The following is a 26388-nucleotide window of genomic DNA, read 5'->3' as shown; positions in this document are numbered from 1 at the left end:
AGCCTTGGGGGATGCGCGGACAGCTACGCTTCGATGATCACTTTGAGCGCGTGCGTCTCGGCCGCGCGCGCGAAGGTGTCGTAGGCGTCCATCGCCTGGTCGAGTTTGAAGCGGTGCGTGATGAGCCGGGCCGGATCCACCTTGTGCGACTGCACCGTCTTGAGCAGCATCGGCGTGGACACCGTGTCCACCAGCCGCGTGGTGATCGCGATGTTCTGCGACCACAGGCGCTCCAGGTGGAGTTCGGCCGGGTGCCCGTGCACCCCGATGTTCGCGATGGTGCCGCCGGGCGCCACGATGTCCTGGCACAGCACGAAGGTGGCCGGTATGCCCACGGCCTCGATCGACACGTCGACGCCGCGGCCGCCGGTCAACGCGAGCACCGCATCGGCCGCCTTGCCGTCGCTGCTGTTGACAGTGTGCGTCGCGCCGAAGCGGCGCGCCACCTCGAGCCGGGCGTCGTCAAGGTCGATGAGGATGATCTGCGACGGCGAATAGAACTGCGAGGTGAGCAGCGTGGCCAGGCCGATCGGTCCGGCGCCCACGATCGCCACCGTACTGCCTGGCGCGACCTTGCCGTTGAGCACACCGCATTCGAAGCCGGTGGGCAGGATGTCGCTGAGCATCACCAGCGCCTCTTCGTCGGCGCCCGCGGGAATCGGGTAGAGGCTGGTGTCCGCATGCGGAATGCGCACGTACTCGGCCTGCGTCCCGTCGATGGTGTTGCCCAGTATCCAGCCGCCGGTGGTGCAATGCGAATACATGCCGCGACGGCAGTACTCGCACTTGCCGCACGACGAGATGCACGAGATCAGCACATGGTCGCCCGCACGAAATGCGGTGACGCCGGCGCCGATGGTCTCGACGACGCCCACGCCTTCGTGCCCGAGGATGCGGCCCGGCGCGCAACTCGGCACGTCGCCCTTGAGGATGTGCAGGTCGGTGCCGCAGATGGTGGTCTTGAGGATCTTGACGACGGCGTCGCCCGGCGCCTGGATTTGCGGCTTGGGACGGTCTTCGAGCGACTTGAGGCCGGGGCCCCGGTAGACGATTGCTTTCATGCCACCACGTTAGGCGCCCATTGGCGTGCGACGCTTGAGGTAGCGCAAGGAATGCCCGTCTGGCCGCACAAACGACCCTAGCGGCCCTCGCGTCCCATGGCTTCGATCCGGCGCAGCCATTGCCGGCGCTGGACATCGTTCATGCCCTCGACCATGCCGACCAGTGTTTCGTGCACCGGCGCGATGCCCACGAAACCGAGGATGTTGCGTTTCAGCGCCTTCAGGCTGTGTGCGCGGAAGTACCAGCGATAGACCAGTGACGGCATGCCCATCGTCACGACGATGTGCGCCGAGCGGCCCTTCAGCAGCTTCAGGCCCATGCTGCCCTCCGACACCCGCACGAATGCGAACCCGGGGCGAAGCACCTGTTCGAGAAAGCCCTTGGCAATTGCCGGCATGCCGCCGAGCCACAGCGGAAAGAACAGCACGATGTGTTCGGCCCACAGGATCGCGTCCTGTGCGGGCTGCAACACCGGTGGCAGCGCCTGCGTGTCCCATGCCGTCTTGCTGCGCAGCAAGGGGAAGTCGAGTTCCGCGATCCGGATCTGCCGGACCTCGTGCCCGGCCCCCTGCGCGCCGCGCGCATAGGCGTCGGCGAGCGAATCGCTGAAGTGCGCGGTCGACGCGTCGGGGTGACCTTGCAGCAGGAGGATTTTTCTGGACATGGTGTTCGGCATGGCGAATCCGCACTTGAGCGAAAGATCGAACCATCCTGCTCGCCGCGCAGCGGCTCGTCCTTGCGCAGGATCAAGCCCGTGCAGCCCGGCGCCGGGCCAGGCAGTCGCGCCACCTTGACGCGACGCCGTCTGGCGCGACACTGCGGTGATGGAGACACTCAACCGGTCGGCGGCGATGATTGGACTGGCCGCGGCGCTGGGCGTCGGACTCATCGTCGGCCTCGAACGCGAGCGGCGCAAGGGCGATGGCGACCGGCGCGCAGCCGCAGGGTTGCGGACCTTCGCCATTGCCGCTTTGGCCGGGGCGGTGGCGCAATTGCTGCCCGTCCCGACGCTGGTCCCGATCGGCGCCGTGCTCGTCGCCACGCTGGCGCTCGTGTCGCACTGGAAGAGCCGCTCGCGCGATCCGGGCATGACCACCGAGATCGCCCTCTTTACGACCTACCTTCTCGGCGTGCTGTGCGTCGTCGAGCCATCGCTCGGGGCTGCCTGTGGCGCCGGCCTGGCGTTGCTGCTGGCGGCGCGGCGCAGGTTGCATCGGTTCGCCACCGATCTTCTCAGCGAGCAGGAGCTGCACGACGGCGTTCTGTTGGCGGCGCTTGCGCTGATCGTGCTGCCATTCATTTCGTCCCGCCCGATCGAGATGCTCGGCGGCATCGCGCTCCGACCGTTGGCGGCGATGGTGTTGCTGATCATGGCAATCCAGGCGGCGGGACAGGCGGCGGTGCGCTGGCTCGGCGTGCGCGGTGGCCTGCTGGGCGCAGGCTTCGCATCGGGGTTCGTGTCGAGCACGGCCACCGTGGCTTCCTTTGGCAGCCGCGCTCGCGAGCACCCGCTGCACACCGCTCTGCTGGCCGGCGCTGCAGGGCTGTCGGCGGTGGCCACCTGGGTGCTGGCCCTGACCATGACCGCCGCGCTGTCGCCGCCAGCCGCTCTCGCGCTGCTGCCGGTGGCACTGGCGGGCGCAGCGGGCGCGGCGGCCGTGGGCTTGCTGCCGCTCCTTTCGCCCGCGCCATCCATCGCGCCCGAAGCGCCCGTGAGCACCCGCAGCGCACTGCGTCCACGCGAGGCGCTGGCCATTGCCCTCGCATTGGCGCTGGTCGCGTTGCTGGTGGGCACGGCGCAACGGCACTTCGGCGATACGGGCCTGCAGGTCGGCATCGCGCTCGGTGCGCTGATCGACGCCCATGCGCCCGTGGCCTCGCTCGCGTCGCTGCACGCGGCCGGCACGCTGGCGACCGATCGTTTCGTCCTCGGCGTGCTCGTGGCGGTCGGAACCAACACGCTCACGCGCTGCGCGGTGGCCCTGACCACCGGCGGCGGAAATTACGCGCTGCGCGTGGCGGCCGCGCTGACGGCGAGTCTGGCTTGCGCCTGCGCCGTCGCCATCTGGCTGACGAGGTCGGGTCAGGCGTAGGACCGCAGGCGGCGGGAAAATTCCGCCAGCGGTGCGATGGCGCTTGCCTCGGCGCGCTGGCACCAGTCCTGCAAATGCCGCGCGAGCTGCTCGCCGGAGGCAGTGGAGCGGCTCCACACGGTCGTGAGTTCCCCGCGCATCGAATACATCGTGGCCAGCGCTTGCGACGCCTTAAGCGCCTGCATCACCTGCCGGTAGCGCGACGGATCGAGCAGTGCCTGATCCTTGCCGAGCAATGGCTTCGCCGCCTTTAACGCGCGAGCGGCTTGCGGCGACATGTCTCGCAACCGGCCGAGTGCCGCGGCGCAAGCCTTCTTCAGAGAACGCGTGTAGCTCGCCAGCACGTCGTAGTGGCAGCGGATGACCGCCTGCACCGTGGCGAGGTCGACGGTCGCCTTCGGCGCAACCAGGTGCGGTGTCGGCGCCACGTGCTTGACCGTCGCCAGGCCCAGCGCCTGCAGCGTGCGGATGTAGAGCCAGCCGCCGGGCGGCAAGACCCGCCCGTGCGCGTCGACCGCTTCCAGGATCGCCCAGTCGCTGTTGAGATGCAGCCGGCCGCGGGGACATTCGAAGGCGAGCGAAAGGAACTCCGACGCACCAAAGCTGTTGGCCACGGGACAACCGAACGCCTGCAGCACGAATGCGCGGCCCGCTGCCGACAAGGTCTCGCCGCCGGTGCAGATCTCGCGCGGCGCGGCCTTCAGCCGCCCGGCCTGCCGTTCTTCCGCCAGCAGCACCGCGGCACTGGGATAGGTCGCCACCACCGTAGGGCCGAATGCATCGAGCTCGGCGCACAGCGCTGGCAGCGGTTGCAGGAACGAGATCCCGACCAGCCGCTGCGCGAGCCATGGCTGCAGGCGCCGCAGGCGCTCCACCGACACGGTGCTCGCGAAATGCCCGTCGGTCGCGCCGACGGAGGCGATGCGCTCGCTCAGGCCCCACGGATCGAACAACCGGTCGAGCGGCCGCAACATCGGGCGGCGCAGCGCCTCCAGCGCGTCGTACACCGCCATCGCCTGCGCGTCCTGCACGAAGATCGCGGGCTCGCCCGTGCTGCCCGAGCTTTCCCACACCGTGTAGTGGCCGAGGAAGTCCGTCGCGATGTTCGCGGGATCGGCGACATAGCGTCGCAACGCCGGCAGCGAGAGCGCCGGGTCGGTCACCCAGCCCTCGAAGTCGCGCATCAGTTCGGCCTTGCGCGCCACCGGCAGGTCTTCCAGCCGCACGGTGGCGGGATCGCAGCCGGCCAGCAGACGCCGATACCGTGGCGAGTGCGCAGCCGCATGGGCCAGAAGCGCCGCGAGCCGCCGCGCGCGCATTGCTGCAAGCGACGCGGCCGGAACCTGCGTGGCAACCGACACCTCGGCCGCGACCCGGCTGGCGCGCCATTGGTCAAACGTCGACGGCATATGCGGCTTCGAACGGGGCGTGCATGGCGGGCTCCTTCAAATGGCGAGCTTGGCGCCGCCCCGGCGGTGGGAGATTGACCTGCATCAAGCCGTGGGCCGCCGCTGGCCGGCACCATGGGCGGCCACTCTGGAGCCTCCCCTTGAGCATTCGCCATCTCGACCGCCTGCTGTCGCCGGCCTCCGTCGCCGTGTTTGGCGCTTCCAGCCGGCCCGGCAGCGTCGGCGCCACGGTCTGGCGCAACCTTCGGGCCGGCCGCTTCGCGGGGCCGATGTACGGTGTGAACCCGAAGCACCGCGCGCTCGATGGTGTGCCCATTTTCTCCAGCGCGGCGAGCCTGCCCGCCGCCCCCGACCTGGCGCTGATCTGCACGCCGCCGGCCACCGTGGCGCCGCTCGTCGCGCAGCTCGGTACCCTGGGCACCCGGGCGGTGGTGGTCGTCACGGCCGGGATGAGTGCGGACCAGAAGCAGGCTGCGCTGAAGGCGGCGCAACCCTTCACGCTGCGGCTGCTCGGGCCCAACTGCCTGGGCCTGCTCAGTCCGCACATCGGCCTGAACGCCAGCTTCGCGCACACCGATGCGCTGGCGGGCGACGTGGCCTTCGTCTCGCAATCGGGCGCGCTGGTGACGGCGGTGCTCGACTGGACACGCAGCCGCGGCATCGGCCTGTCGCACCTCGTTTCGCTGGGCGATCACTGCGACGTCGACTTTGGTGACCTGCTCGACCACCTGGCGAGCGATGCGCGCACGCGGTCGATCCTGCTGTACGTGGAGTCCATCGAATCGCCGCGCAAGTTCATGTCGGCGGCGCGTGCGGCCGCGCGCAACAAGCCGGTGATCGTGCTCAAGGCCGGGCGCGCAGGGCACGGCTTGCAGGCGGCGGCCTCGCACACCGGGGCGCTCGCGGGTTCCGACACGGTCTACGACGCGGCCATCCGGCGCGCCGGCATGCTACGCGTTGACACGCTGCAGGAGCTCTTCGTCGCTGCCGAGACCCTGTCGCGCTTTCGCGGCAGCCGGCACGGCACGCTCACCCTCATGACCAACGGCGGGGGTGCCGGCGTGATGGCCGCCGACGCGGCCGCGCGCGAAGACGTGACGCTGGCCGATCTCGGCGCGACACTGAAGGCATGCCTGGACGCGGTGCTGCCCGCGCACTGGTCGCATGCGAACCCCATCGACATCATCGGCGACGCGCCCGTCGAGCGCTATGCCGAGACGCTGGCCGCACTGCTGGCCGACGAGGCGGCCGGCGCGGTGCTCTTCATGCATGCGCCGACGGCCGTCGTGCGCAGCGAGGACATCGCGCGTGCCTGCCTTCCGCTGGTACGCAGCCATGCCTCGCGTGTGATGAGCGCCTGGCTCGGCGACGACGCGGTGGCGCAGGCGCGCAGGCTCTTCGAGGAGGCCGGCGTGGCCGACTACGCCACGCCGGAAGAGGCGGTGCACGCCTTCGCGATGCTCCAGACCTACCGGCGCAACCAGGACATCCTGATGGAGACGCCGAGTGCCAGCCCCGACGCCGCGCCTGACAGCGGCGCGGTCCGCGCAACGCTGGACGGCGCCCTGGCCGACGGGCGCGACTGGCTGGGCGAACAGGAAGCAAAGACGCTGCTGGGGGCTTACGGCATCGAGACCGTGCCCACGCTGGCGGTCGCGCCGACGGCCGACGCGGCGATCGAGGCCGCGTGCGGATTGGGCTACCCGGTGGCGCTCAAGATCCTCTCGCGCGACATCACCCACAAGTCGGACGTGGGCGGCGTGCGGCTCGGCCTGGCCGACGAAGCCGCGCTGGGCCGCGCCGCTGCCGAGATGCTCGAAGCGGTACGAAGCGCCCGCCCGCTGGCGCGCATCGACGGCTTCACCGTGCAGCGCACGGTGCGCCGGCCGCATGCGCAGGAACTCATCGTCGGCGCCAGCATCGACCGCCTGTTCGGCCCGGTGATCCTGTGCGGCCAGGGCGGCACCGCGGTCGAAGTGATCGGCGACACGGCCATCGCGCTGCCGCCGCTGAACCGCGCCCTGGCACGCGAACTGGTGTCGCGCACCCGCATCGCGCGCCTGCTGGCCGGCTTTCGGGATCACCCGCCGGCGCGGCTCGACGCCCTGTACGACGTGCTGGTCGCGGTGTCGCGGATGCTGTCCGACCTGCCGCAACTGGCCGAGCTCGACATCAACCCGCTGTCGGTCGACGAAGACGGCGCGCTGGCACTCGACGCGCGCGTGCGCATTTCGCGCACGCCGGTCGGCGGCGCCGAGCGCTTCGCGATCCTGCCCTGCCCCGCGCAATGGGTGCGCGCGCGGCGCTGGAACGGCCGCGAAATCGTGCTGCGGCCGATCCGCCCCGAGGACGAGGCGCAGCACCGGCGCTTCGTCGAATCGCTGGATGCGGAAGATCTCCGCATGCGCTTCTTCTCCGCCCGGAATGAACTGCCGCGCAGCGAGCTCGCGCGCCTGACGCAGATCGACTACGACCGCGAGATGGCCTTCATCGCCGAGGCCACCGACACGCAAGGCTGCCCCGAGACACTGGGCGTGGCGCGCACGGTGAGCGACCCCGACAACGTGGAGGCCGAGTTCGCCATCGCCGTGCGCTCCGACCTCAAGGGCCAGGGCCTGGGCACCCTGCTGTTCGCGCAATTGATCGAACATGCACGCGCGCGCGGCACCGAGCGACTCGTCGGCCTCGTCCTGCGCGAGAACACCCGCATGCTGAAGCTCTCGGCCGCGATGGGATTCAAGGCCGATCCGGCGGAGCCGCCGAATTCAGGCCTGCGGCGAATGGTGCTGGCGCTGAAGACTTCAGCAAGCCCGTCGTGTTCGTCGGCGTGAAGCCGTAGAACCGCTCGTTGAGGTAGCCGGCGACTTCGGCGACGTCCTCGTCGCGCCAACCGAGCGAGGCGGCCTGTTGCCATCGTCGCACCTGCGCCTCCAGGCTGTTCCAGTCGGTCGCCAGCTTGGCGGCGCGCCAGTGCACCTTATTGTTGTGGCAGCCAATGCAGTTCGTGTCGTAGAGCAACTCGCCGCGCGACCGCGCCCGGCCCGCACCGCCATGCAGGGCAGCAAGCTTCGCCAGCACCAACGCGGCCGAACGGGGCAGCCTGGCCGAGCGGAGAGCGGCAGATGAGGTGGGCACGAGGTACATGGAGCGCTCCCGGTGGATCGGTACAGCGAGGCTTTCATCGGCTCTCTGCAACCAGATGCTCGGTTGATCCAGCGCAACGCAGACGCTGCTGCGAGTGCCTAAATTGAGAACCCTTCAACCCACAAATGGAGTACCGCGCATGAACACCGCACTGTCCCGACTGGACCGCATCGAAAACCTCGTTCCCGACATGCTGCGCCGCTGGGCTCGGCCGCTGCAACTGGACGACGCCGACTTGCCGGCCGACATCCGCGTCGACGTCACCGAGAACGACAAGGAATACCTCGTCACCGCCGAGATCCCCGGCGCGAAGAAGGAAGACGTGCGCGTATCGGTCGACGGCGGCTACGTCTCGATCTCCGCCGAGATCAAGAAGGATGAAGAAAAGAAGCACGGCCGTTCCATCGTTCGCGAGACCTACCGCGGCAGCGTCTCGCGCGGCTTCTCGCTGGCCAGCGAAGTCGACGACAAGCACGCCGTGGCGAAGCTCGAGGACGGCGTGCTGCGCCTGACGCTGCCCAAGCGCGCGAACGGCGCCCACAACGTCCTGAAGATCCAGTAAGCAGCGCCGCGGCACGGCTTGCCGCACGATGACAAGCCCATGGCCGCGCACCGCGCTTCCATGGGCTTCTGGCTTTCCGGACGGCTCAGTGCCCGCTCGCCCCGTGCGCCCCGATGCCCGTTTCCGAGCGGACCTGCTGCGCGAGGAAGCCGTTGCGATCGACCCGCGCGCGGGCGCTGCGGTCCAGCACCGAGAACAGCCAGATGCCCGCGAACGCGATGCTCATCGAGAACAGACAGGGCGAGGTGTACGGGAACGGCGCCGAGCCCGCGGGATAGCCGAAGGTCGCTTCCCAGACCGAAGGCGACACCACCGTGAGCGCCACCGACGACACCAGCCCGAGGAAGCCGCCGATCACCGCGCCGCGCGTGGTGCAGCCCTTCCAGAGCACCGACATGAACAGCACCGGAAAGTTGGCCGAGGCCGCGATGGCGAACGCGAGCGACACCATGAAGGCGATGTTCTGCTTCTCAAACACGATGCCCAGCACCACCGCCAGCGCGCCGAGCGCCAGCGTGGTGATCTTGGACACGCGCAGCTCGGCCGCGCTGCCGGCATCGCCCTTCTTGATGACGGTGGCGTACAGGTCATGCGACACCGCCGAGGCGCCCGACAGCGTGAGGCCCGCCACCACCGCGAGGATGGTCGCGAAGGCCACCGCCGAGATGAAGCCCAGGAACACGTTGCCGCCCACCGCATTGGCCAGGTGGATCGCCGCCATGTTGCCGCCGCCCTTGAGCACGCCCTTGGCATCGAGGAAGTCGGGGTTGGTCAGCACGAAGGTGATGGCGCCGAAGCCGATGATGAAGGTCAACAGGTAGAAGTAGCCGATCCAGCCCGTGGCCCACATGACCGACTTGCGCGCTTCCTTCGCGCTCGGCACCGTGAAGAAGCGCATCAGGATGTGCGGCAGGCCGGCCGTGCCGAACATCAGCGCCATGCCGAAGGAGATGGCCGAGATCGGGTCCTTCACGAAGTTGCCCGGGCCCATGATCGACTGGCCGATGCTCGCCGCCACCTGCGCGGTCTTCCCGTCCTTGAGCGCCAGGTCGGTCTTGACCTTCACCGCGCCCGCGAACATGGCCTCGGGGCTGAAGCCGAAGTGCCACAGCACCGAGAGGGCCATGAAGCTCGCGCCGCCCAGCAGCAGGCAGGCCTTGATGATCTGCACCCAGGTGGTGGCCGTCATGCCGCCGAAGAGCACATAGACCATCATGAGCGAGCCCACGATGACCACCGCGATCCAGTATTCTAGGCCGAACAGCAGCTTGATGAGCTGCCCCGCGCCTACCATCTGCGCGATCAGGTAGAACGCCACCACCACCAGCGTGCCCGAGGCCGCGAAGATGCGCACCGGCGTCTGCTTGAAGCGAAAGGCTGCCACGTCGGCAAACGTGAACTTTCCCAGGTTGCGCAGCCGCTCGGCCATGAGGAAGGTGATGACCGGCCAGCCGACGAGAAAGCCGATCGAGTAGATCAGCCCGTCGTAGCCCGTCGCCATCACCGCGGCAGAGATGCCGAGGAACGACGCCGCCGACATGTAGTCGCCCGCAATGGCCAGTCCGTTCTGGAAGCCGGTGATGCCGCCGCCGGCCGTGTAGAAGTCCGAGGCCGAGCGGGTGCGTGCGGCGGCCCACTTGGTGATGAAGAGCGTGCCCACCACGAACAGCGAGAACATGCCGATCGCGGTCCAGTTGGTAGGTTGTCGCTGCAGCTGGCCCATATCGGCGCCCGCTGCGAGAGCGCTCGCCGAGATCGCCCCCAGCGCAAGAAGAATGGCAACGGAGCGCATTTGCAGCAGAGGGGCGTTCATGACTTGATTTCCTTGCCAACGGCCTTCACCACGGCGTCGGAGAGCGTGTCGAACTCCGCATTCGCGCGGCGCACGTAGTAGCCGGTGATCGCAATGGTGAAGACGATCACGCCGAAACCCACCGGCATGCCCAGCGTCATGACGCCGTCGCCAAGGCGTCGCGCCAGCAACTCCTTGTCGAAGGCCACCAGCAGCACGAAGCCGTAGTACACCGCCAGCATCAGCACGGCCAGCGTCCAGCCGAAGCGGTCTCGCCGTCGCTTCAACTGGATGTATTGCGGATGCGCGGCAATGCGCGCGACCAGATCGTCTTGCATGAAGTCTCCTTGTGGCTATCAAATCGGGGTCGATCGAATTAGGAACGGCCGCACCGCGCCGAGGCTTGCGCTGGCGCAAGGTTCTTCTTCATCGCCATCGGCAAGATCGCGCCACCCCCACGAAAGGCACGAGACATGAACGCACCCAACCTCCCGTCCCGCCTTCCGGTCTACGCGCCGCCGCAAGCGCTTGCGCTCACGGCCCACGTCGCCGGCCGCGCCGCCTACGACGCCCTGGTGGCCGAAGCCGACGCCGACCACGAGGGCTACTGGGCCCGCCTGGCGCGCGAGTTCATCGGCTGGAAAACGCCCTTCACTAAGACGCTGGACGGCAGCGATGCGCCGCACTATCGCTGGTTCGAGGACGGCACGCTCAACGTGTCGTGGAACTGTCTCGACCGCCAGGTGGCGGCCGGCAAGGGCGACAAGGTGGCGATCGTTTTCGAGTCGGACGACGGAAAGGTCACCCGCACAACCTACTCGCAACTGCTCGCGCTGACCTGCCGCATGGCCAACGCACTGAAGGCGCGCGGCGTGAAGAAAGGCGACCGCGTCGTCATCTACATGCCGATGTCGGTGGAAGGCGTGGTGGCCATGCAGGCCTGCGCGCGGCTGGGCGCGATCCATTCGGTGGTGTTCGGCGGCTTCTCGGCACATGCGCTGCGCGACCGCATCGCGGACACCGGCGCCGCGGTGGTCATCACGGCCGACCAGCAGGTGCGGGCGGGCAAGCAACTACCGCTGAAGGCAATGGTCGACGAGGCGCTCGCGCTGGGCGGCTGCGAGGCGGTGCAGTCGGTCATCGTCTACCGCCGCACCGGCGCGCCGATCGACTGGACGCCGCGCGACCTGTGGATGCACGAAGTCACCGCCGCGCAAGTCGAAAACTGCGAGCCCGAATGGGTGGGCGCCGAGCATCCGCTGTTCCTGCTCTACACCTCGGGCTCCACCGGCAAGCCCAAGGGCGTCCAGCACAGCAGCGGCGGCTATCTGTTGCATGCGGCGCTCACGACGAAGTGGACCTTCGACATGCACGACGACGACGTGTTCTGGTGCACGGCCGACATCGGCTGGGTCACCGGCCACACCTACATCGCCTACGGGCCGCTGGCCATCGGCGCGACCGAAGTGGTGTTCGAGGGCGTGCCGACATTCCCCGATGCGGGCCGCTTCTGGCAGATGATCGAGCGGCACGGCGTGACGGTCTTCTACACCGCGCCCACGGCCATCCGCTCGCTCATCAAGGCCGCCGAAGGCAACCCGGCCGTGCACCCCGATCGCTACGACCTGCGCAGCCTGCGCGTGCTGGGTTCGGTCGGCGAGCCGATCAACCCCGCTGCATGGGAGTGGTATCGCAAGCATGTAGGCGGCGGCCGCTGCCCGGTGCTCGACACCTGGTGGCAGACCGAGACCGGCGGCCACATGATCACGCCGCTGCCGGGCGCCACCGACCTGGTGCCGGGCTCGTGCACCCTGCCCTTCCCCGGCATTGCCGCGGCCATCGTCGACGAGACCGGCAACGACGTGCCCAACGGCGAGAGCGGCCTGCTGGTCATCAAGAAGCCGTGGCCGAGCATGATCCGCGCGGTCTGGGGCGACGACGCGCGCTACCGTTCGAGCTACTACCCGCCGGAGCTGCGCGGCTACTACCTTGCGGGCGACGGCGCGGCGCGCGATGCGGCCACGGGCTACTTCACCATCGGCGGACGCATCGACGACGTGCTGAACGTGAGCGGCCACCGCATGGGCACGATGGAAATCGAATCGGCGCTCGTGGCCTGCACCGCGCTGGTGGCCGAGGCCGCGGTGGTCGGCCGGCCCGACGAGACCACGGGCGAGGCGATCTGCGCGTTCGTGGTGCTCAAGCAGCCACGCCCCCAGGGCGCCGAAGCCGACCGCCTCGCAGCCGAGCTGCGCGCCTGGATCGGCAAGGAGATCGGCCCCATCGCCAAGCCGAAGGAGATCCGCTTCGCGGACAACCTGCCCAAGACGCGCAGCGGAAAGATCATGCGCCGCCTGCTGCGCTCAGTGGCCAAGGACGAAGCGATCACGCAGGACGTGTCGACGCTCGAGAATCCGGCGATCCTCGACCAGCTCACCGAGGCACACTGAGCCAGGCCAGGCCGGGCCGGCAGTGCCGGCTCAAGGCAGCGCGTTCAGCGGAATCCGCAGGTACGAGACGCCGTTGCCGTCGGCCGGCGGAAACCGCCCGGCGCGCACGTTCACCTGGATCGACGGAAGGATCAGCGTCGGCACCTCCAGGGTCGCGTCACGTGCGGTGCGCATCGCCACGAATTCGTCGACGCCGATGCCGTCGTGCACATGGATGTTGTGCGCGCGTTGGTCTGCAACCGTGGTCTGCCAGCGCGGCGGCCGCGAAGCCGGCGGGTAGTCGTGGCAGACGTACATGACGGTGTCGGGCGGCAGGTCGAGCAGCCGGCGCACCGAGTCGTAGAGCTGCCGTGCATCGCCGCCGGGGAAATCGGCCCGCGCCGTGCCCACGTCCGGCATGAAGAGCGTGTCGCCGACGAACACGGCGGCGTCCACGAGATACGCCATGTCGGCAGGGGTGTGCCCCGGGACCAGCAAGGCGGTGACCTCGACCTCGCCGATGCGAAAGACTTCGCCATCCTTGAACAGATGGTCGAACTGGCTGCCGTCCGGCAAGAAAGTGCGTTCGAGGTTGAAGAGCTTCCCGAAGGTCGACTGGACCACGCGGATGTTCTCGCCGATGGCGATCTTGCCGCCGGTCTGCGCCTGCACGTGGCGCGCGCCGGACAGGTGATCGGCGTGCGCATGGGTCTCCAGGATCCAGTCGACTTGCAGGCCCTGCTCCCGCGCATAGGCAAGCAGCTTGTCGGTCGACGCGGTGTGGGTGCGACCCGACTTGAAGTCGAAGTCCAGCACCGGATCGATGACGGCGGCATGCCGCGTCGCGTGCTCCCACACGACATAGGAGACCGTCCAGGTCGCGGGGTCGAAGAAGCCTTGGATCGTGGTGCGGGCTGTCATGGCTGTTCCTTTGGCGGGTGTTCAGTTGATCTACATACATTATATTTTTATATATACTATGTCAATCGAAGACGAGACCAAAACCATGAAGATCTCTGCCCTGGTGATCGAACCTGAAGTCCTGCGCGGCGCCGCCGGCAAGGCGGTCGCGGCGCTCAAGCTGCTGGCCAACGAAGACCGGCTCCTGCTCCTGTGCCAGCTCTCGCAAGGCGAGATGTGCGTGAGCGACCTGGAGCAGACGCTGGGCATTCGCCAGCCCACGCTGTCGCAGCAACTGAGCGTGCTGCGCAGCGAGGGCGTGGTCGACACCCGCCGCGAGGGCAAGAACATCTTCTACAGCGCGGCCGATCCGGCCCTGCTGGAAATTCTCGCGGTGCTCTATCGCCTCTACTGTCCCACGGAGAAATGATGTCCATCGACTGGAACCACTTCACGCCGCTTGCCGCGCTGGCCGGCGGTGTGCTCATCGGCATCGCCGCGGCGATGTTCGTGCTGCTCAATGGCCGCATCGCGGGCATCAGCGGCGTGCTCGGCGGGCTGTTTCGGTCCTCGCCTGGCGACCTGGCGTGGCGGCTGGCTTTCTTGCTCGGTTTGGTCTGCGCACCCGCGATCTATGCGCTTGTGGCAGTGCTGCCTCGGCCGCAAATTAACGCGGGATACGGCGCGCTCGTGGCAGCCGGTTTGCTCGTCGGCATCGGCACACGGTATGGATCGGGCTGCACCAGCGGCCACGGCGTCTGCGGGCTCTCGCGCCTGTCGCCGCGCTCGCTTGTGGCGACGCTTGCCTTCATGGGCGCCGGCTTCGCCACGGTGTTCGTGATTCGTCATCTGCTCGGCGTTTGAGGAGACTTCCATGCTCGCCCTCGCTTCATTGCTCGCTGGCCTGGTCTTCGGGCTCGGCCTCATCCTCTCCGGCATGGCCGACCCGGGCAAGGTGCTCGGCTTTCTTGACCTTGCCGGTGCGTGGGACCCTTCGCTGGCCTTCGTGATGGCCGGCGCCATCGTCGTCGGCATGGTCGCGTTCATGGTGGCCAGGCGCCGCACGCTGTCCTTCCTTGGTGCCGAGATGCGCCTGCCCGGCGCACGCCACATCGACCGACGCCTCGTGCTGGGCAGCATGCTCTTCGGCGTGGGCTGGGGCGTCGCGGGCTTCTGCCCCGGGCCAGGTCTGGTCGCCCTCGGCATGGGCGAAGGCAAGGCCCTCGTCTTTGTGGCCGCGATGCTGGCGGGCATGGGTGTCTTCGAGCTGCTCGAGAGACCCAGGCGTTTCCCCTGACGCAACGCCGATGACCCACACCGCGACCTGGCTTGCAGCGCTCGCGACAGCGTGCATCCTCCTGACGTACGAAGCCGCCCTCGCCCTCGCCCTCGCCCTCGCCCTCGCGCATCGCCGCAGTGCACGGCGCCTGGCGCGCACCGCACATGCCACGTTGCGCGAAGACTGGTTTGCCGCGGTCTCCGCGCAAAAGGGCTTGGAGCTTCTTGCAGTGCAGACGCTGCGCATTTCGATGATGTCCGCCACGATGACGGCGTCGACGTCAGCGCTGGCGTTGATGGGCACGGCGACCCTCGCGCTTCCGTCGCTTCATTCGGCCCTGAGCGAGGCACCGGGGCTACCGGCGTTCACCGCCCGTCTTGCGCTGGAGTTCGTGCTCATGGCGCAACTCTTCGCCTCGCTGCTGGCGTCCATCATGGCGGTGCGCTACCACAACCATGCCGGATTCATCGCCGGCATGCCCGTCGATTCGCCAGCGCGCCATCGCTGGAACGATGCCGGCAAAAGTTATGTGCGGCGGGCCGGGATCCTCTACAGCTGGGGTTTGCGACACCTTGTTCTTGTCGCCCCTGTCCTCGCGGCCATCGTCCACCCGGCCGCCGGCCCCGTGGCGGCGCTCGGCGTGATCGCGGTACTGGTCGGCTTCGACCGGTTCGCCAGCGCCAACGCAGGTACCCGGACTTGACGACCTGACTGCGCGGCAGCACCCTGCCGTGGATGTCGCCCTTGAACAATTCCCCGCAACAATGAAATCCTTCCACGCCCGCGCCCACCCCGAGCGCCACCGTACCGAACATATCGGCTGGCTGCGCGCCGCCGTGCTTGGCGCCAACGACGGCATCGTCTCCACGGCCAGCCTGGTCGTCGGCGTCGCGGCGGCGCACGCCAGTCACGCGACCATCCTGACAACAGCGGTTGCCGGCCTCGTGGCCGGCGCGATGTCGATGGCGGCTGGCGAATTCGTCTCGGTATATTCCCAGGCGGACACGGAAGCGGCCGACCTGGAGCGCGAGCGCATCGAGCTGAAAGCGGACCCCGAGGCGGAACAGCGCGAGCTGACCGCCATCTACATGCGCCGGGACCTCGATCCCAAGCTGGCCAGCCAAGTCGCCACGCAGCTCATGGCGCATGACGCGCTCGGTGCCCACGCGCGCGACGAACTCGGCATCTCGGACACGCTTGCCGCGCGGCCGCTGCAGGCGGCCATGGCATCGGCCGGCAGCTTCGCCGCGGGTGCCGCGATGCCGCTCGCCGTCGTGGCGATGGCGCCGCAGGCATCCTTGCTGCCGTGGACCATCGCAACCGCCATTGCCTTCCTGGCGCTGCTCGGCGCGGTCGCGGCAAGGATCGGCGGCACGCCGATGGCGCGCAGCGTCTGGCGCGTCGCGCTGTGGGGCACGCTGGCCATGGGCGTCACCGCCGGCGTGGGAGCCCTGTTCGGCACGCCGGCCTGATGTCTTGCCCTGAAGGCTAGCGCCCGTCCTCAGGTGTGACCAACCTGGACAATTCAGCGACCCCGATCGGCGGGCGTACCCGCCAAGCCAGCGTGAACATGCGTCTGGCCAACCCGGTGGACATGCGCTCGATCTGCCGGCGCTCGCCAGCGAGCCGCGCCGCCAACAACGGGTCGTGCGTGCCCGCCGCCAGCACGCTCTTGTTCAGCACCCACGCATAGGGGTCGATGCCGGCACGGCGCAGGTCATCCTGCAAAGCGGCGGCTTGTGAGACCGGCGTGACCTCCGGCAGCGTCACCAGGATGATCCGCGTGTACGCGGCGTCCTGCAGCCTCATCAACGGCGTGACGATGCGCCCGCCTTGCGCTTCGAACTCCCGCACCATCCGGCGGTGGTAGGCACCCGTGGCATCCATCAGCAACAGGGAATGTCCGGCGGGCGCGGTGTCGAGCACAACGAATGCACTGCGCGCTTCGCTCACGATGCGCGAGAAGGCATGGAAGACCGCGACTTCTTCCGTGCAGGGAGAACGCAGATCCTCCCGCAGCAGCGCCTGCTCCTGCGCGTCGAGGCCGGGCGATCTGGCGGCCATGATCTTCTCGACGTAACGTTGTGTCTCGACTTTCGGGTCGATCCGGTCCACGCGCAGGCCCGGCACCTCGCCATCCAGCGTTCCGGCCAGGTGCGCGGCCGGATCGGTGGTGCTCAGATGCACGGTCTTGCCGCGCTGAACCAGTCCGAGGGCCAGCGCGGCGGCGACCGTCGTCTTGCCGACGCCACCCTTCCCCATCACCATGATCAAGCCCCGGCCCGCCGCGGCCAATTCGTCCGCCAGGGCAGCCAGCCCTTGCAAAGGCGGTGCAGCCGCCGACGATGCTGCCGCTTCGGATGAAGCCGGCGGCACCGCGGCCCCGAGCAGGGCACGCAAGGCCGGCAGGCCGACCGTGTCGAACGCGCGCAGCGGCACACTGTCCCGGGGCAAGCTGCGCAGGGACTCGGGCATCTCGGCCAGTGCTTGCTCCCCGAGTGCCTCGATGGCGCAGGCCACGGCATCGGTGGGCTCGCTGGCGTGCAAGACGCCGTTGATCGCCAGACGCTGGTTGCCCAAACCCAGCGCCCGCAATTCCTCCGACGTCCTTGCGGCTTCGGCCAGCGCACCCTTGTCGGGCGGCGCCACCAGGATCACCGTCGTTCGCGCCGGATCGCCCAGCGCGTCGAGCGCGGCCTTGAAGCGCGCCTCCTGCATCTTCAATCCCGAGTGCGGCCCGAGGCACGACGCACCGCGATCGTTGTCCTGCAGGAAGACGCTCCACGCCTTTGGAAGGCTGAGCAGGCGCAGCGTGTGCCCGGTTGGTGCCGTATCGAAGACGATGTGATCGAACGCCGCGGCACCGTCGGACAACAGGGAGGCGAACTCGTCGAAGGAAGCGATTTCGGTGGTGCATGCACCCGACAGCTGTTCGCGAACGCTCGCGCGCTCGGCGTCCGTGGACGCGACGTCGATCTGCGCCAGGACACGGCGCCGATAGGACTCGGCGGCATTGTCGGGATCGATGTTCAGGACGCTCAGCCGGGGGCGCCGAGCACCGGCACGGGGACATTGCGCAGCATCACGCCGAGCATCTCGTCCAGGTTGGAAGCGGCATCGGTACTGACGAGCAAGACCGTTTTCCCCGTGTCCGCCAGCGCCAGGGCTGCCGCGGCGGACAGCGAAGTCTTGCCGACGCCGCCCTTGCCCGTGAAGAAAAGATGCCGGGTCGGCATGTTCAGGAATCCGGGGAGTTGCATGCTGAGCCCAAAATTTTTTGCTGCCGCGTTGGATGAACCTGTCCCTGCGATGAACTGTGCTTCGAATGCAGAAAGCAGGCTTGCGATTCCTCAAAGCGGTGCCCGGGCGAATACGCCTGTCGATGCCTTGATCTGCATCAAGCGCCGCACTGGCCGCCATCGCGCGCTCACGAGTGCCCGCCATAGACTTTCCGGACCCAACATCCAGTGAATCAGGATCATGAAAATACTTGTCGCAATCGATGGATCCAGAAACGCGCTGCGCGCCGTCAAATACGCAGCCAGGCTTGCGCATCTGTTGCGCACCGCCTCGAACAAGATCACGCTGATCAGCGTGCATGACGACGTCGGCCTGCGCCATGCCCGCGCCTTCGTCGGCAAGTCGGAAGTCGCGGACTATCTGCGCGAGCTCAGCGAGAAGGAGCTCAAGCCCGCCCGAAAACTGCTGAAGGAAGACGGCATCGGCTACGACATGGAGATTCGCACCGGCCACGTGGCGCAGGAGATCGTCGACTGCGCCGACAAGGGCAAGTTCGACATGATCGTGTTGGGCTCGAAAGGCCGTAGCGCTGTGGCGGACCTGCTGCTCGGCTCCGTGGCACAACGCGTGCTCGCGAGCGCGAAGCAACCGGTCGTGGTCGTGAAGTGAGAGCAGGCGGCAGACCGCGAGTCTCTTCGCGTCGCATCCGTGCGGCTTGACGCAGCGCAAGACCATCGCGCCGGCGCGGCAGAAAAATCCGGCCATGCATCGCACGCAGCGGAACGGTGCGGTGCGGTGCGGTGCGGTGCGGTGCGATGCCGAGCTTCTCCCGCCTTCTTTTGAATGAGACTGGAACCGATATGAACGCCATCGCCTTCCGTGCCCTCGCCGCATCGGCCGCCCTTGCGTTCGGTGCCTGCGCCTTTGCCGCGGACTACACGGCGCCGGCGCAACTGAGCCCGCCGCCAGGGGCGGCCCGGAAAACACATGACGCCGCTGTGCGGGCCGCGCGCGACGCAGAGAAGGTGGCACGCAAGGCGGCCGATGCCGCCGAGGCCGCTGCAGAAAGGGGCCGGCTCACCGCCGGCAAGGTTTCGAAGGCCGTGGCCGAAGGCATTCGGCAGGCTGCGCGCAAAGCAGCGCAGGCCGCAACGCGGGTGGAGGAAAAAACCGCCGCTTCGGCAAGCAAGGCGCTCGACGAAAGCAAGGAAGCGGCGCGTGCGGCGCAGGACGAAAGCCGCAAGGCCGCGACAGCCTCGCGGGAAGCGCTGGCGAAGGCCGAGGAGTCGGTGAGCCGCGCGACGCAGGCCAGCAAGGAAGAAGCCGAAAAAGCCGCCCAGGCCACGCGTGAAGCACTCGACAAGGCGGATCAAGCCGCGCGCTCGGCTGCCAGGGCCGCGGCAAACGCCTCTGCAAGCACGCTCGAAGCCATTAAGCGCGCAGCGCGCCCGGCGGGCACCGACAAGAAGTAGCCCGCCCCCGGCACGCCACGGACGGCAACAGGGCGGGCAGCGCATCCGCAAGGGGTTCGTGCGTGCTACGCTCGCGCCGACACGGATGCCTGCGGCAACCGTGCTCCCCTTTCCTGGCCCACGCATGAACCCTGCCTCTCACATTGCGGTGCTCGACGACGAGGTCGACATCACGCTGCTGCTGGCCACCTACCTGCAGGGCCACGGCTTTCGCGTCACCCAGGTGCACAACGGCCGCGCGCTGATGGCGCTGATGGAGACCGATCCCGCGGACCTCGTGCTGCTGGACCTCGGCCTGCCCGGCGAAGACGGCTTCGCGATAGCGCGCCGCATGCGCGAAAGCTGGCGCTGCGGTCTGGTCATCGTCACCGGACGCGGCGACGCGGTCGACAAGGTGGTGGGCCTGGAGGTCGGTGCCGACGACTACGTGACCAAACCCTTCGACCTGCGCGAGCTGGTCGCGCGCGTGAAAGCCGTGCTGCGTCGCCTGACGCCGGAGCTGCCCATCGCCTCTGCCCCAGCAGCGCTTGCCGCGGCGCCCGCGGACAGGCTGCGCTTCGCAGGCTGGCAACTCGACACCGCGGCACGCAGCCTGCGGAACCCGCACGGTGATGAAGTCACGCTGACCGGTGGCGAGTTCGATCTGCTTCAGGCTTTCGCGCGCCACCCCGGCCGCGTGCTGTCGCGCGACTTCCTTCTCGAACAGACGCGCGGACGCGAAGCCGCGCCCTTCGACCGCACGATCGACGTGCAGGTCGGGCGCCTGCGCAAGAAGATCGAAGCAGACCCGGAGGATCCCCAGCTCATCAAGTCGGTGCGCGGCGCGGGCTACATCCTGGTACCGCCGGTGTCCCATGGCTGAGGTGCCCATCCGCGGCTTGCCCTCGGACATCGAGGAAGGCAGCGTCTTCCGCTCGCTCTTCCTGGCCTATCCCGATTCGCTGCTGCTGGTGGACCAGTCGGGCCGCATCGTGCTGGCCAACCCCTCGGTTGCCGCATTGCTGGGCTACACGGTCGACGAACTGCTGGGCCTGAACGTCGACGTGCTGGTCCCCGACAGCATCCGTCCGCGCCATGCCTCGTACCGCGAAGCCTATGGCCGCGCGCCCCGTCCGCGCCCCATGGGCACGCAAATGGAGCTGGTGGCCAGGCGCAAGGACGGCAGCGAGGTGATGGTCGAGGTCGCGCTCAGCCCGCTGCAGAACCACGGGCTTCCTTTCGTGGTGGCCGCCATCCGCGACATCGGCGCCTACCCGCGCGTGAAGCAGGCGCTGCAGCGCGCCCGCTACAGCGAGCACCTGGCGCAGCTGGGCCGCCTCGCGGTGGACACGCGCGACCTGCAGGTGGTGTTGCAGCATGTGCCTGAGATCATCGCCACGGCCCTGCAGGTCGAGGTCGCCGTGTTGTGGCTGCTCGACAGCAACCGCCTGGAGTTTCGCGTGGCCAGCGGTGTCGGCCTGGTCGCCGGCGAGGACATCGGTGCGCGCATCGCAAACCGTCACGACACGCCGCCAGGCTTCGTGTTGTCCCAGGGCCGGCCGGTCGTGGTGCCGGACTACCGCAAGGAAGACCGGTTTTCCGTGCCCCAGGCCTACCTCGACGCCGGCCTGGTCAGCGCACTCGCCGTGCCGCTGACGGATCTGGGTCGCGTGATCGGCATGCTGTCGGTCCGCTCGAAAGAGTCCAAGCGCTTTGGCGACGAGGAAGTGCGCTTTCTCGAATCGCTGTCCAGCCTGCTCACGACCAGCCTGCAGCGCGTGCAGACCGAGGAGGCGCTCAACCACGCGCAGCGCCTGGAGAGCGTCGGCCAGCTCACAGGCGGCATCGCGCACGACTTCAACAACCTGCTGACCGTGATCCAAGGCAACCTTCAGGTGCTCGAGGAGTTGCCCGCGCTGGCGCAGGATTCCTTTGCGCAGCAGTTGCTGAGCGCGGCCGCGCGCGCCTCGCGTCGCGGCGCCGAATTGACCGGCAAGCTGCTGGCCTTTTCGCGGCGGCAGATGCTGCAGCCGAGCGCCGTCGACACCCGGGCGCTGCTGCATTCGCTGGCCGACATGCTGCGCCGCACGCTGGACCAGCGCATCCGCATCGAGATCGACACCGCACCCGGTTGCCCGCCTGTGATGGCGGACCCGGGGCAACTGGAGTCGGCGCTGCTCAACATCGCCATCAATGCGCGCGATGCCATGCCCGAGGGCGGCACGCTTCGTTTCCGCACCGAGGTGTGCGGGAGCTTGCCGCCCGCCATGCGAAGCGCTCCGAACAGCGATGCCGCCGCGCGCTTCGTCGCCATTTCCATCACCGACAGCGGCACGGGCATGTCGGACGAGGTGAAGGAACGCGCTTTCGAGCCCTTCTTCACCACCAAGGAAACAGGCCGCGGCACGGGCCTCGGCCTGAGCACGGTGTACGGTTTCATCAACCAGTCGCGCGGCGCGGTGGCGATCGACAGTAAGGTGGGCCACGGCACGACGGTGACGCTCTATCTTCCGCAGCAGGCGCAAGCCCACCTTCCCGTCGCCGTGGAAGAGCGCGCCGACGAAACGATCCCACCCGGGCTGCGCGTGATGCTGGTGGAAGACGACGCCGAAGTGCGCAAGGTGATCGAGATCTTCCTGGCCACGCTGGGCTGCGAGGTGACTGCGGTGGCCACGGCCGAGCAGGCGCTGACGGCGCTGGACGCGGGCGCGGGGCCGTTCGACCTGCTGCTGAGCGACATCGCGCTGGGTGCCGGCATGCGCGGCACGCGGCTCGCCACCGAAGTGCAGCGGCGCTTTCCGCAGTTGTCGGTGCTGCTGATGTCGGGCTTCTCGTCGGAGCTGCTCGATGCCGACCGCGAAGTGCCGCCGAGCTGGGAGCTGCTGCGCAAGCCCTGCACGCGCTCCGAACTGGCGCAGGCCATGGCCAAGGTGCTGGCCGGCCGCGCCTGAGCGCGTCGGCGCTCCCTACTGGAGCATGGCGGGCGGGGGGGCCAGGCAGCGTTGCACAAAGGCCGACAGCGCGCCCACGTCGGGAATCTGCACGTCGCGCCGCCCCTTCGAGGCAAAGCCGATGACCTTGTCGCGTGCCAGGCGCGAGAGCGCGCGGCTCACGCTCTCCAGCGTCATGCCCAGGTAGTTGCCGATCTCCGCGCGCGTCATGCGCAGCGTGATCTCGTCGGTGCGCATGCCGCGCTCGGCCAGCGAATCGGCCCAGTGGCGAAGGAACTCGGCCACGCGCGCATCGGCCGGCAGCGTGCAGACGGACATCAGCGAGTCGCGGTCGTGCGCGATCTCGCGGCTCATCGCACTGTGCAGCACCTGCAGCAGCGCGGGATGCACGGCGCAGGCGGCCAGCAGCGCTTCGTAAGACACCATCCAGATCTCGCCGGTGTCCATGGCCACCGCGTCGCATGCGTAGTGGCTGCCTGCGATGCCGTCGAAGCCGAGCCAGTCGCCGCGGAACTTCAGGCCCACCACCTGCTCGCGCCCGTCGGCCGTGAGATTCACGATCTTGAAGAAGCCGGAGTTCAGGATGTAGAGATTGCTGAAGCACTCGCCGGCCTGGTAGATCACGTCGCCCGTGTGCACCACGCGGCGCTGCGGCCCGAGCTGCTCGCAGAGCAGCTTCAAGGTGTCCGCGGTCTGCTGGCCTGCGCAAGTGTTGCCGGCGATAGGCAGGACCGGTGCGGTCTTCGGGGGGGGGACGGTGTTCAGCATCGGTGGACTCCTTGGAGGTCTTGTCGCGTGTCGGTGGATGGATGCTAGGAAGCCATCGACAACGCCATGACAACGGACGAAATCGGTCGGTAACGCTCGGTGAATGCAATGTGACCGGCGTGTATCAAGGACCGTTTGCATGCAGCAAGTCGCAGGCACAGGGGCCTGTGACTTGACCTGAATCAAATGGGGCTCGCCGTGCGTCTCTACCCTTCGCAGGTCGCACATTCATCATCGCCATGCCCTCTTCACAACCGATCCGTGCGCCCGACGCCCCACCGCAGCTCCAGCCGCTGAAGGTGGCGAACCTGCTGTCCCGCGCGCGGCTGTTGCAGCACGCCGCAATGGACGGGAACACCCCGCTGTTGCTGCGCGGCAAGAACCTTGGGCTGCTGTGCGAAACGCAGCCAGACGAGGCGCAGGCCTTGTTCCGCAGCGCCGCCGAGCAACTCGGCGCACGCGTGGCCGTCATGCGCTCGGGCCTGTCGCTTGCGAGCACGGCGCAGGACGTGCAGAACACTGCGCGCATGCTCGGGCGTCTCTACGAGGCCGTGGAATGCCAGGGGCTGGAACCCGCGCTCGTGAAGTCCATCGGCCGGCACGCCGGCATTCCGGTGTTCGACGGCGTCGCCACGAAAGACCATCCCGTCGACCAGCTTGCCGAACTGCTCGGCGACAGCACCCCGCTGGCAGACAACCGGCGCTTCCTGCTCCAGGCCCTGCTGCTGGAAGCCATCGCCTGAGCCGAGGTGCACCGCACGCGCGCTTGATCCAGCGCAACACCCCCGGGGCGTGCGGTTCCTACAGTGAATGCGACGGCCCTCTCGAATGCTTTGCGACGGCCGCCTTCTTCGTCACTCATCCACTTCAAGGAACTCCCATGAAAAGCGATACCCAGCTGCGCAACGACGTCCAGGCCGAACTGAACTGGACACCCGAGGTCAAGACGTCCGACGTGGGCGTGATCGTCAAGGACGGCGTCGTGACCCTCACCGGCCACCTCGTGAGCCATGCCGAAAAGTACGCCATCGAGCGCGCCGTGCAGCGCGTGCAGGGCGTCAAGGCGCTGGCCGTCGAACTGACGGTGAAGCTGCCCTTCGACAACCAGCGCACCGATGCCGACATCGCCCTGGCGGCGGAGCGCGCGCTCGAATGGAATGTGCTGGTGCCCAACGACAAGATCCGCCCCATGGTGGAAAAGGGCTGGCTTACGCTGAACGGCGAAGTCGAGTGGGACTACCAGCGCAGCGCCGCCGAGAGCGCCGTGCGCGACCTGATGGGCGTGACCGGCGTGTCGAATCTGGTGAAGGTCAAGCCCAAGGTGAGCCCGGCCGACGTCGAGAAGAAGATCCACGAGGCGCTCGCGCGCCAGGCCGATCGCGAAGCCAACCGGCTCGCCATCACGGTCGACGGCTCGCAGGTCACGCTGCGCGGCACGGTTCATTCCTGGACCGAGCGCAATGCGGTGCAGGGCGCCGCGTGGGCCACGCCCGGCGTGTCGGTGGTGGTGAACGACCTGCTCGTGGACGCCTGAGCATGCGCGTCGCGCTCGTCACCGGCGGCAGCGCCGGCATCGGCGCCGCCACGGCGGAGGCACTGCTCGCCGCCGGCTACCGCGTGGCGGCGAACTTCGCGCGCAACGCGACGGTGGCCCAGGCTTTCACCGCGCGCACCGGCATTCCGACCTTCCGCTGGAACGTGGCGGACTTCGCCGCCTGCCAGGCCGGTGTGGCGCGCGTCGAGGCCGAACTCGGCCCCATCGAAGTGCTGGTCAACAACGCAGGCATCACCCGCGACGCCGTGCTGCACAAGATGAGCCTCGAGCAGTGGCGCGAGGTACTGGACGTGAACCTGGGCGGCTGCTTCAACATGTGCCGCGCGACCATCGGCGGCATGCGCGAGCGGCGTTTCGGCCGGATCGTGAACATGGGCTCGGTCAATGGCCTGTCGGGACAGGTCGGGCAGACGAACTATGCGGCCACGTAGGCGGGCCTTGTCGGCTTCACCAAGTCGCTGGCGCTCGAAGGCGCCTCCCGCAACATCACGGCCAACGTGGTGGCGCCGGGCTACACCGACACCGCCATGGTGGAGGCGGTCGCGCCCGAGGTGATGGCGCGCATCCTGGCGGCCATACCGGGCGGGCGCCTCGCCACGCCGGCCGAGATCGCGCGCGGCGTCGTGTTCCTTGTCACCGACGAGTCCGCCTTCATCAACGGCATCACGCTGTCGATCAACGGCGGCAAGTACATGGCCTGAGGCGACGATGTCCGGGCCTTCCTCTCTTTTCTCTCCCGACGTTCCGGCCATGCGCGCCATGGTGCTGCGCGCTGCACGGCTGCCGCTCGAACTGGAGCAGCGCAACATGCCCGAGCCTGGCCCCGGCGAGTTGCGCCTGCGAGTGCTGGCCTGCGCGGTGTGCCGCACCGACCTGCACATTGTCGACGGCGAGCTGCCGCTGCCCGTGCTGCCGATCGTGCCGGGGCACGAGATCGTGGGCGTGGTGGAGCAAGCCGGTCCGGGTAACGCAGGCTTGTGCGTGGGCGACCTGGTCGGCGTGCCCTGGCTGGGCCACAACTGCGGCTGTTGCGCGTTCTGCCTGGAAGGCCACGAGAACCTGTGCGACACGCCGCGCTTTACCGGCTACCACCGCGACGGCGGCTTCGCGAGCCACGTGATCGCCGAGACCGCCTTCTGCCTGCCGCTCGCGATGCCCACGACCGATGCCAGCCTCGATGCCGCCCGCATTGCGCCCATGATGTGCGCCGGCCCGATCGGCTGGCGCAGCCTGAAGGCGGCCGGCGAAGGCGCGCGCCGGCTGGGCCTGTACGGCTTCGGCGCCGCGGCACACCTGGTCGCACAAGTGGCCATCGCGCAAGGACGCGAGGTTTCCGCGTTCACCCGTCCCGGCGACCTCGCCGCGCAGGCCTTCGCGCGCAGCCTGGGCGCCGCCTGGGCCGGGGGCTCCGACGCGCAGCCGCCCTGGGCGCTGGACGCGGCCATCCTCTTCGCACCCGTCGGCGAACCGGTACCAGCCGCCCTGCGCGTGGTGCGCAAGGGCGCGCGCGTGGTGTGCGGGGGCATCCACATGAGCGATATCCCGGCCCTTCCCTATCGGCTTGTGGGAGGAGCGCAGCGTGGCTTCCGTCGCGAACCTCACGCGTGCCGATGCCACGGCGTTCCTTGCCTTCGCGCAGGCGCACCCGCTGCAGCTCCACGTCAGGACTTACCCGCTCGCCGAGGCCAACGACGCGCTGGCCGACCTGCGCGCGGGCCGCATCGAAGGCGCCGCGGTCCTGCTGCCCTGAACG

At 68.5% G+C, this 26388-nt stretch carries 23 protein-coding genes and 3 pseudogenes; 17 read left to right on the top strand and 9 right to left on the bottom strand.

Annotated features, from left to right (window positions below; translation table 11 throughout):
- Positions 1-23: 23 nt before the first annotated feature.
- Together A9977_RS21350 and A9977_RS21345 are read right to left on the bottom strand one after the other, a co-directional pair.
- The gene (locus tag A9977_RS21350; protein WP_183026893.1) at positions 24-1061 is read right to left on the bottom strand and encodes a zinc-dependent alcohol dehydrogenase family protein; all 1038 of its coding nucleotides are present in this window, start codon (positions 1059-1061) and stop codon (positions 24-26) included.
- Positions 1062-1138: 77 nt separating this feature from the next.
- Positions 1139-1738 (bottom strand): NAD(P)H-dependent oxidoreductase, encoded by a 600-nt coding sequence (locus A9977_RS21345; protein WP_259652080.1) that lies wholly within the window; start codon positions 1736-1738, stop codon positions 1139-1141.
- A 148-nt stretch (positions 1739-1886) separates the two neighbouring features.
- Between A9977_RS21345 and A9977_RS21340 the strand changes: the two genes are divergently transcribed.
- Positions 1887-3155, top strand: coding sequence for a DUF4010 domain-containing protein (locus A9977_RS21340; protein WP_183026892.1), 1269 nt, complete (start codon positions 1887-1889; stop codon positions 3153-3155).
- On the opposite strand, the gene A9977_RS34395 is transcribed toward A9977_RS21340, so the two are convergent.
- A complete protein-coding gene (locus tag A9977_RS34395; protein ID WP_259652079.1) occupies positions 3146-4564 on the bottom strand; it encodes a transposase in 1419 nt (472 codons plus the stop codon). The two genes, A9977_RS21340 and A9977_RS34395, sit on opposite strands and share 10 nt — an antisense overlap.
- Before the next feature lie 140 nt (positions 4565-4704).
- Here A9977_RS34395 and A9977_RS21330 point away from each other — a divergent pair, with 140 nt between their 5' ends.
- A complete protein-coding gene (locus A9977_RS21330) occupies positions 4705-7395 on the top strand; it encodes a bifunctional acetate--CoA ligase family protein/GNAT family N-acetyltransferase (protein ID WP_183026891.1) in 2691 nt (896 codons plus the stop codon).
- Here A9977_RS21330 and A9977_RS21325 read toward each other — a convergent pair.
- Complete coding sequence (locus A9977_RS21325; RefSeq protein WP_183026890.1) at positions 7301-7708, bottom strand: hypothetical protein; 408 nt, start codon at positions 7706-7708, stop codon at positions 7301-7303. The two genes, A9977_RS21330 and A9977_RS21325, sit on opposite strands and share 95 nt — an antisense overlap.
- Before the next feature lie 139 nt (positions 7709-7847).
- Between A9977_RS21325 and A9977_RS21320 the strand changes: the two genes are divergently transcribed.
- Positions 7848-8270, top strand: a complete 423-nt coding sequence (locus A9977_RS21320; RefSeq protein ID WP_183026889.1) for an Hsp20/alpha crystallin family protein — start codon at positions 7848-7850, stop codon at positions 8268-8270.
- Positions 8271-8355: 85 nt separating this feature from the next.
- Here the strand turns inward: A9977_RS21320 and A9977_RS21315 are convergent, their stop codons facing one another.
- Positions 8356-10062, bottom strand: a complete 1707-nt coding sequence (locus A9977_RS21315) for a cation acetate symporter (RefSeq protein ID WP_220811985.1) — start codon at positions 10060-10062, stop codon at positions 8356-8358.
- 17 nt (positions 10063-10079) lie between these two features.
- The gene (locus A9977_RS21310; protein WP_183026887.1) at positions 10080-10400 is read right to left on the bottom strand and encodes a DUF485 domain-containing protein; all 321 of its coding nucleotides are present in this window, start codon (positions 10398-10400) and stop codon (positions 10080-10082) included.
- Between the two features lie 135 nt (positions 10401-10535).
- Between A9977_RS21310 and acs the strand changes: the two genes are divergently transcribed.
- Complete coding sequence (gene acs / locus A9977_RS21305; protein ID WP_183026886.1) at positions 10536-12512, top strand: acetate--CoA ligase; 1977 nt, start codon at positions 10536-10538, stop codon at positions 12510-12512.
- A gap of 30 nt (positions 12513-12542) precedes the next feature.
- On the opposite strand, the gene A9977_RS21300 is transcribed toward acs, so the two are convergent.
- Positions 12543-13412, bottom strand: a complete 870-nt coding sequence (locus A9977_RS21300; protein WP_183026885.1) for an MBL fold metallo-hydrolase — start codon at positions 13410-13412, stop codon at positions 12543-12545.
- 85 nt (positions 13413-13497) lie between these two features.
- On the opposite strand from A9977_RS21300, the gene A9977_RS21295 reads away from it, so the two are divergent.
- The 5 genes from A9977_RS21295 (at position 13498) to A9977_RS21275 (ending at position 16142) form a co-directional block, all read left to right on the top strand.
- Positions 13498-13821: a helix-turn-helix transcriptional regulator gene (locus A9977_RS21295; RefSeq protein ID WP_183026884.1), complete on the top strand. Its 324-nt coding sequence runs from the start codon at positions 13498-13500 to the stop codon at positions 13819-13821.
- A complete protein-coding gene (locus A9977_RS21290) occupies positions 13821-14255 on the top strand; it encodes a YeeE/YedE family protein (protein ID WP_183026883.1) in 435 nt (144 codons plus the stop codon). Before A9977_RS21295 ends, A9977_RS21290 begins: the two co-directional genes overlap by 1 nt.
- 10 nt (positions 14256-14265) lie before the next feature.
- A complete protein-coding gene (locus A9977_RS21285; RefSeq protein ID WP_183026882.1) occupies positions 14266-14688 on the top strand; it encodes a DUF6691 family protein in 423 nt (140 codons plus the stop codon).
- A gap of 10 nt (positions 14689-14698) precedes the next feature.
- The gene (locus A9977_RS21280; RefSeq protein ID WP_183026881.1) at positions 14699-15373 is read left to right on the top strand and encodes a DUF599 domain-containing protein; all 675 of its coding nucleotides are present in this window, start codon (positions 14699-14701) and stop codon (positions 15371-15373) included.
- 61 nt (positions 15374-15434) lie between these two features.
- Complete coding sequence (locus A9977_RS21275) at positions 15435-16142, top strand: VIT family protein (protein ID WP_183026880.1); 708 nt, start codon at positions 15435-15437, stop codon at positions 16140-16142.
- Positions 16143-16158: 16 nt separating this feature from the next.
- On the opposite strand, the pseudogene arsA reads toward A9977_RS21275, so the two are convergent.
- Positions 16159-17930, bottom strand: a pseudogene (gene arsA / locus A9977_RS21270) (arsenical pump-driving ATPase).
- 220 nt (positions 17931-18150) lie between these two features.
- On the opposite strand from arsA, the gene A9977_RS21265 reads away from it, so the two are divergent.
- The 4 genes from A9977_RS21265 (at position 18151) to A9977_RS21250 (ending at position 22312) form a co-directional block, all read left to right on the top strand.
- Positions 18151-18579, top strand: a complete 429-nt coding sequence (locus tag A9977_RS21265) for a universal stress protein (protein WP_183026879.1) — start codon at positions 18151-18153, stop codon at positions 18577-18579.
- Between the two features lie 191 nt (positions 18580-18770).
- The gene (locus tag A9977_RS21260) at positions 18771-19382 is read left to right on the top strand and encodes a hypothetical protein (RefSeq protein ID WP_183026878.1); all 612 of its coding nucleotides are present in this window, start codon (positions 18771-18773) and stop codon (positions 19380-19382) included.
- Positions 19383-19530: 148 nt separating this feature from the next.
- Positions 19531-20244, top strand: a complete 714-nt coding sequence (locus A9977_RS21255; protein ID WP_310936175.1) for a response regulator transcription factor — start codon at positions 19531-19533, stop codon at positions 20242-20244.
- Positions 20237-22312, top strand: a complete 2076-nt coding sequence (locus A9977_RS21250; protein WP_183026876.1) for a PAS domain S-box protein — start codon at positions 20237-20239, stop codon at positions 22310-22312. The genes A9977_RS21255 and A9977_RS21250 overlap by 8 nt, the downstream gene beginning before the upstream one ends.
- A 15-nt stretch (positions 22313-22327) precedes the next feature.
- On the opposite strand, the gene A9977_RS21245 is transcribed toward A9977_RS21250, so the two are convergent.
- Positions 22328-23080 carry a Crp/Fnr family transcriptional regulator gene (locus A9977_RS21245; RefSeq protein ID WP_183026875.1) on the bottom strand — a complete coding sequence of 251 codons (753 nt, stop codon included), beginning with the start codon at positions 23078-23080 and terminating at the stop codon, positions 22328-22330.
- Between the two features lie 239 nt (positions 23081-23319).
- Between A9977_RS21245 and A9977_RS21240 the strand changes: the two genes are divergently transcribed.
- From A9977_RS21240 to A9977_RS21225, 4 genes and pseudogenes are all read left to right on the top strand, one after another.
- Positions 23320-23823: an ornithine carbamoyltransferase gene (locus tag A9977_RS21240; RefSeq protein ID WP_183026874.1), complete on the top strand. Its 504-nt coding sequence runs from the start codon at positions 23320-23322 to the stop codon at positions 23821-23823.
- 137 nt (positions 23824-23960) lie between these two features.
- Positions 23961-24614, top strand: a complete 654-nt coding sequence (locus A9977_RS21235) for a BON domain-containing protein (protein WP_183026873.1) — start codon at positions 23961-23963, stop codon at positions 24612-24614.
- 2 nt (positions 24615-24616) lie between these two features.
- Positions 24617-25336: pseudogene (phbB, locus tag A9977_RS21230) on the top strand (acetoacetyl-CoA reductase).
- A gap of 49 nt (positions 25337-25385) precedes the next feature.
- Positions 25386-26385, top strand: a pseudogene (locus A9977_RS21225) (zinc-dependent alcohol dehydrogenase family protein).
- Positions 26386-26388: the final 3 nt, after the last annotated feature.

The sequence above is a fragment of the Variovorax sp. UMC13 genome (assembly GCF_014170375.1).
In the GTDB taxonomy this organism is placed as follows: Bacteria; Pseudomonadota; Gammaproteobacteria; order Burkholderiales; family Burkholderiaceae_C; genus Variovorax.
The sequence above is the reverse complement of the archived record's forward strand: the minus strand, read 5'-3'. Positions and strand labels throughout refer to the sequence as shown.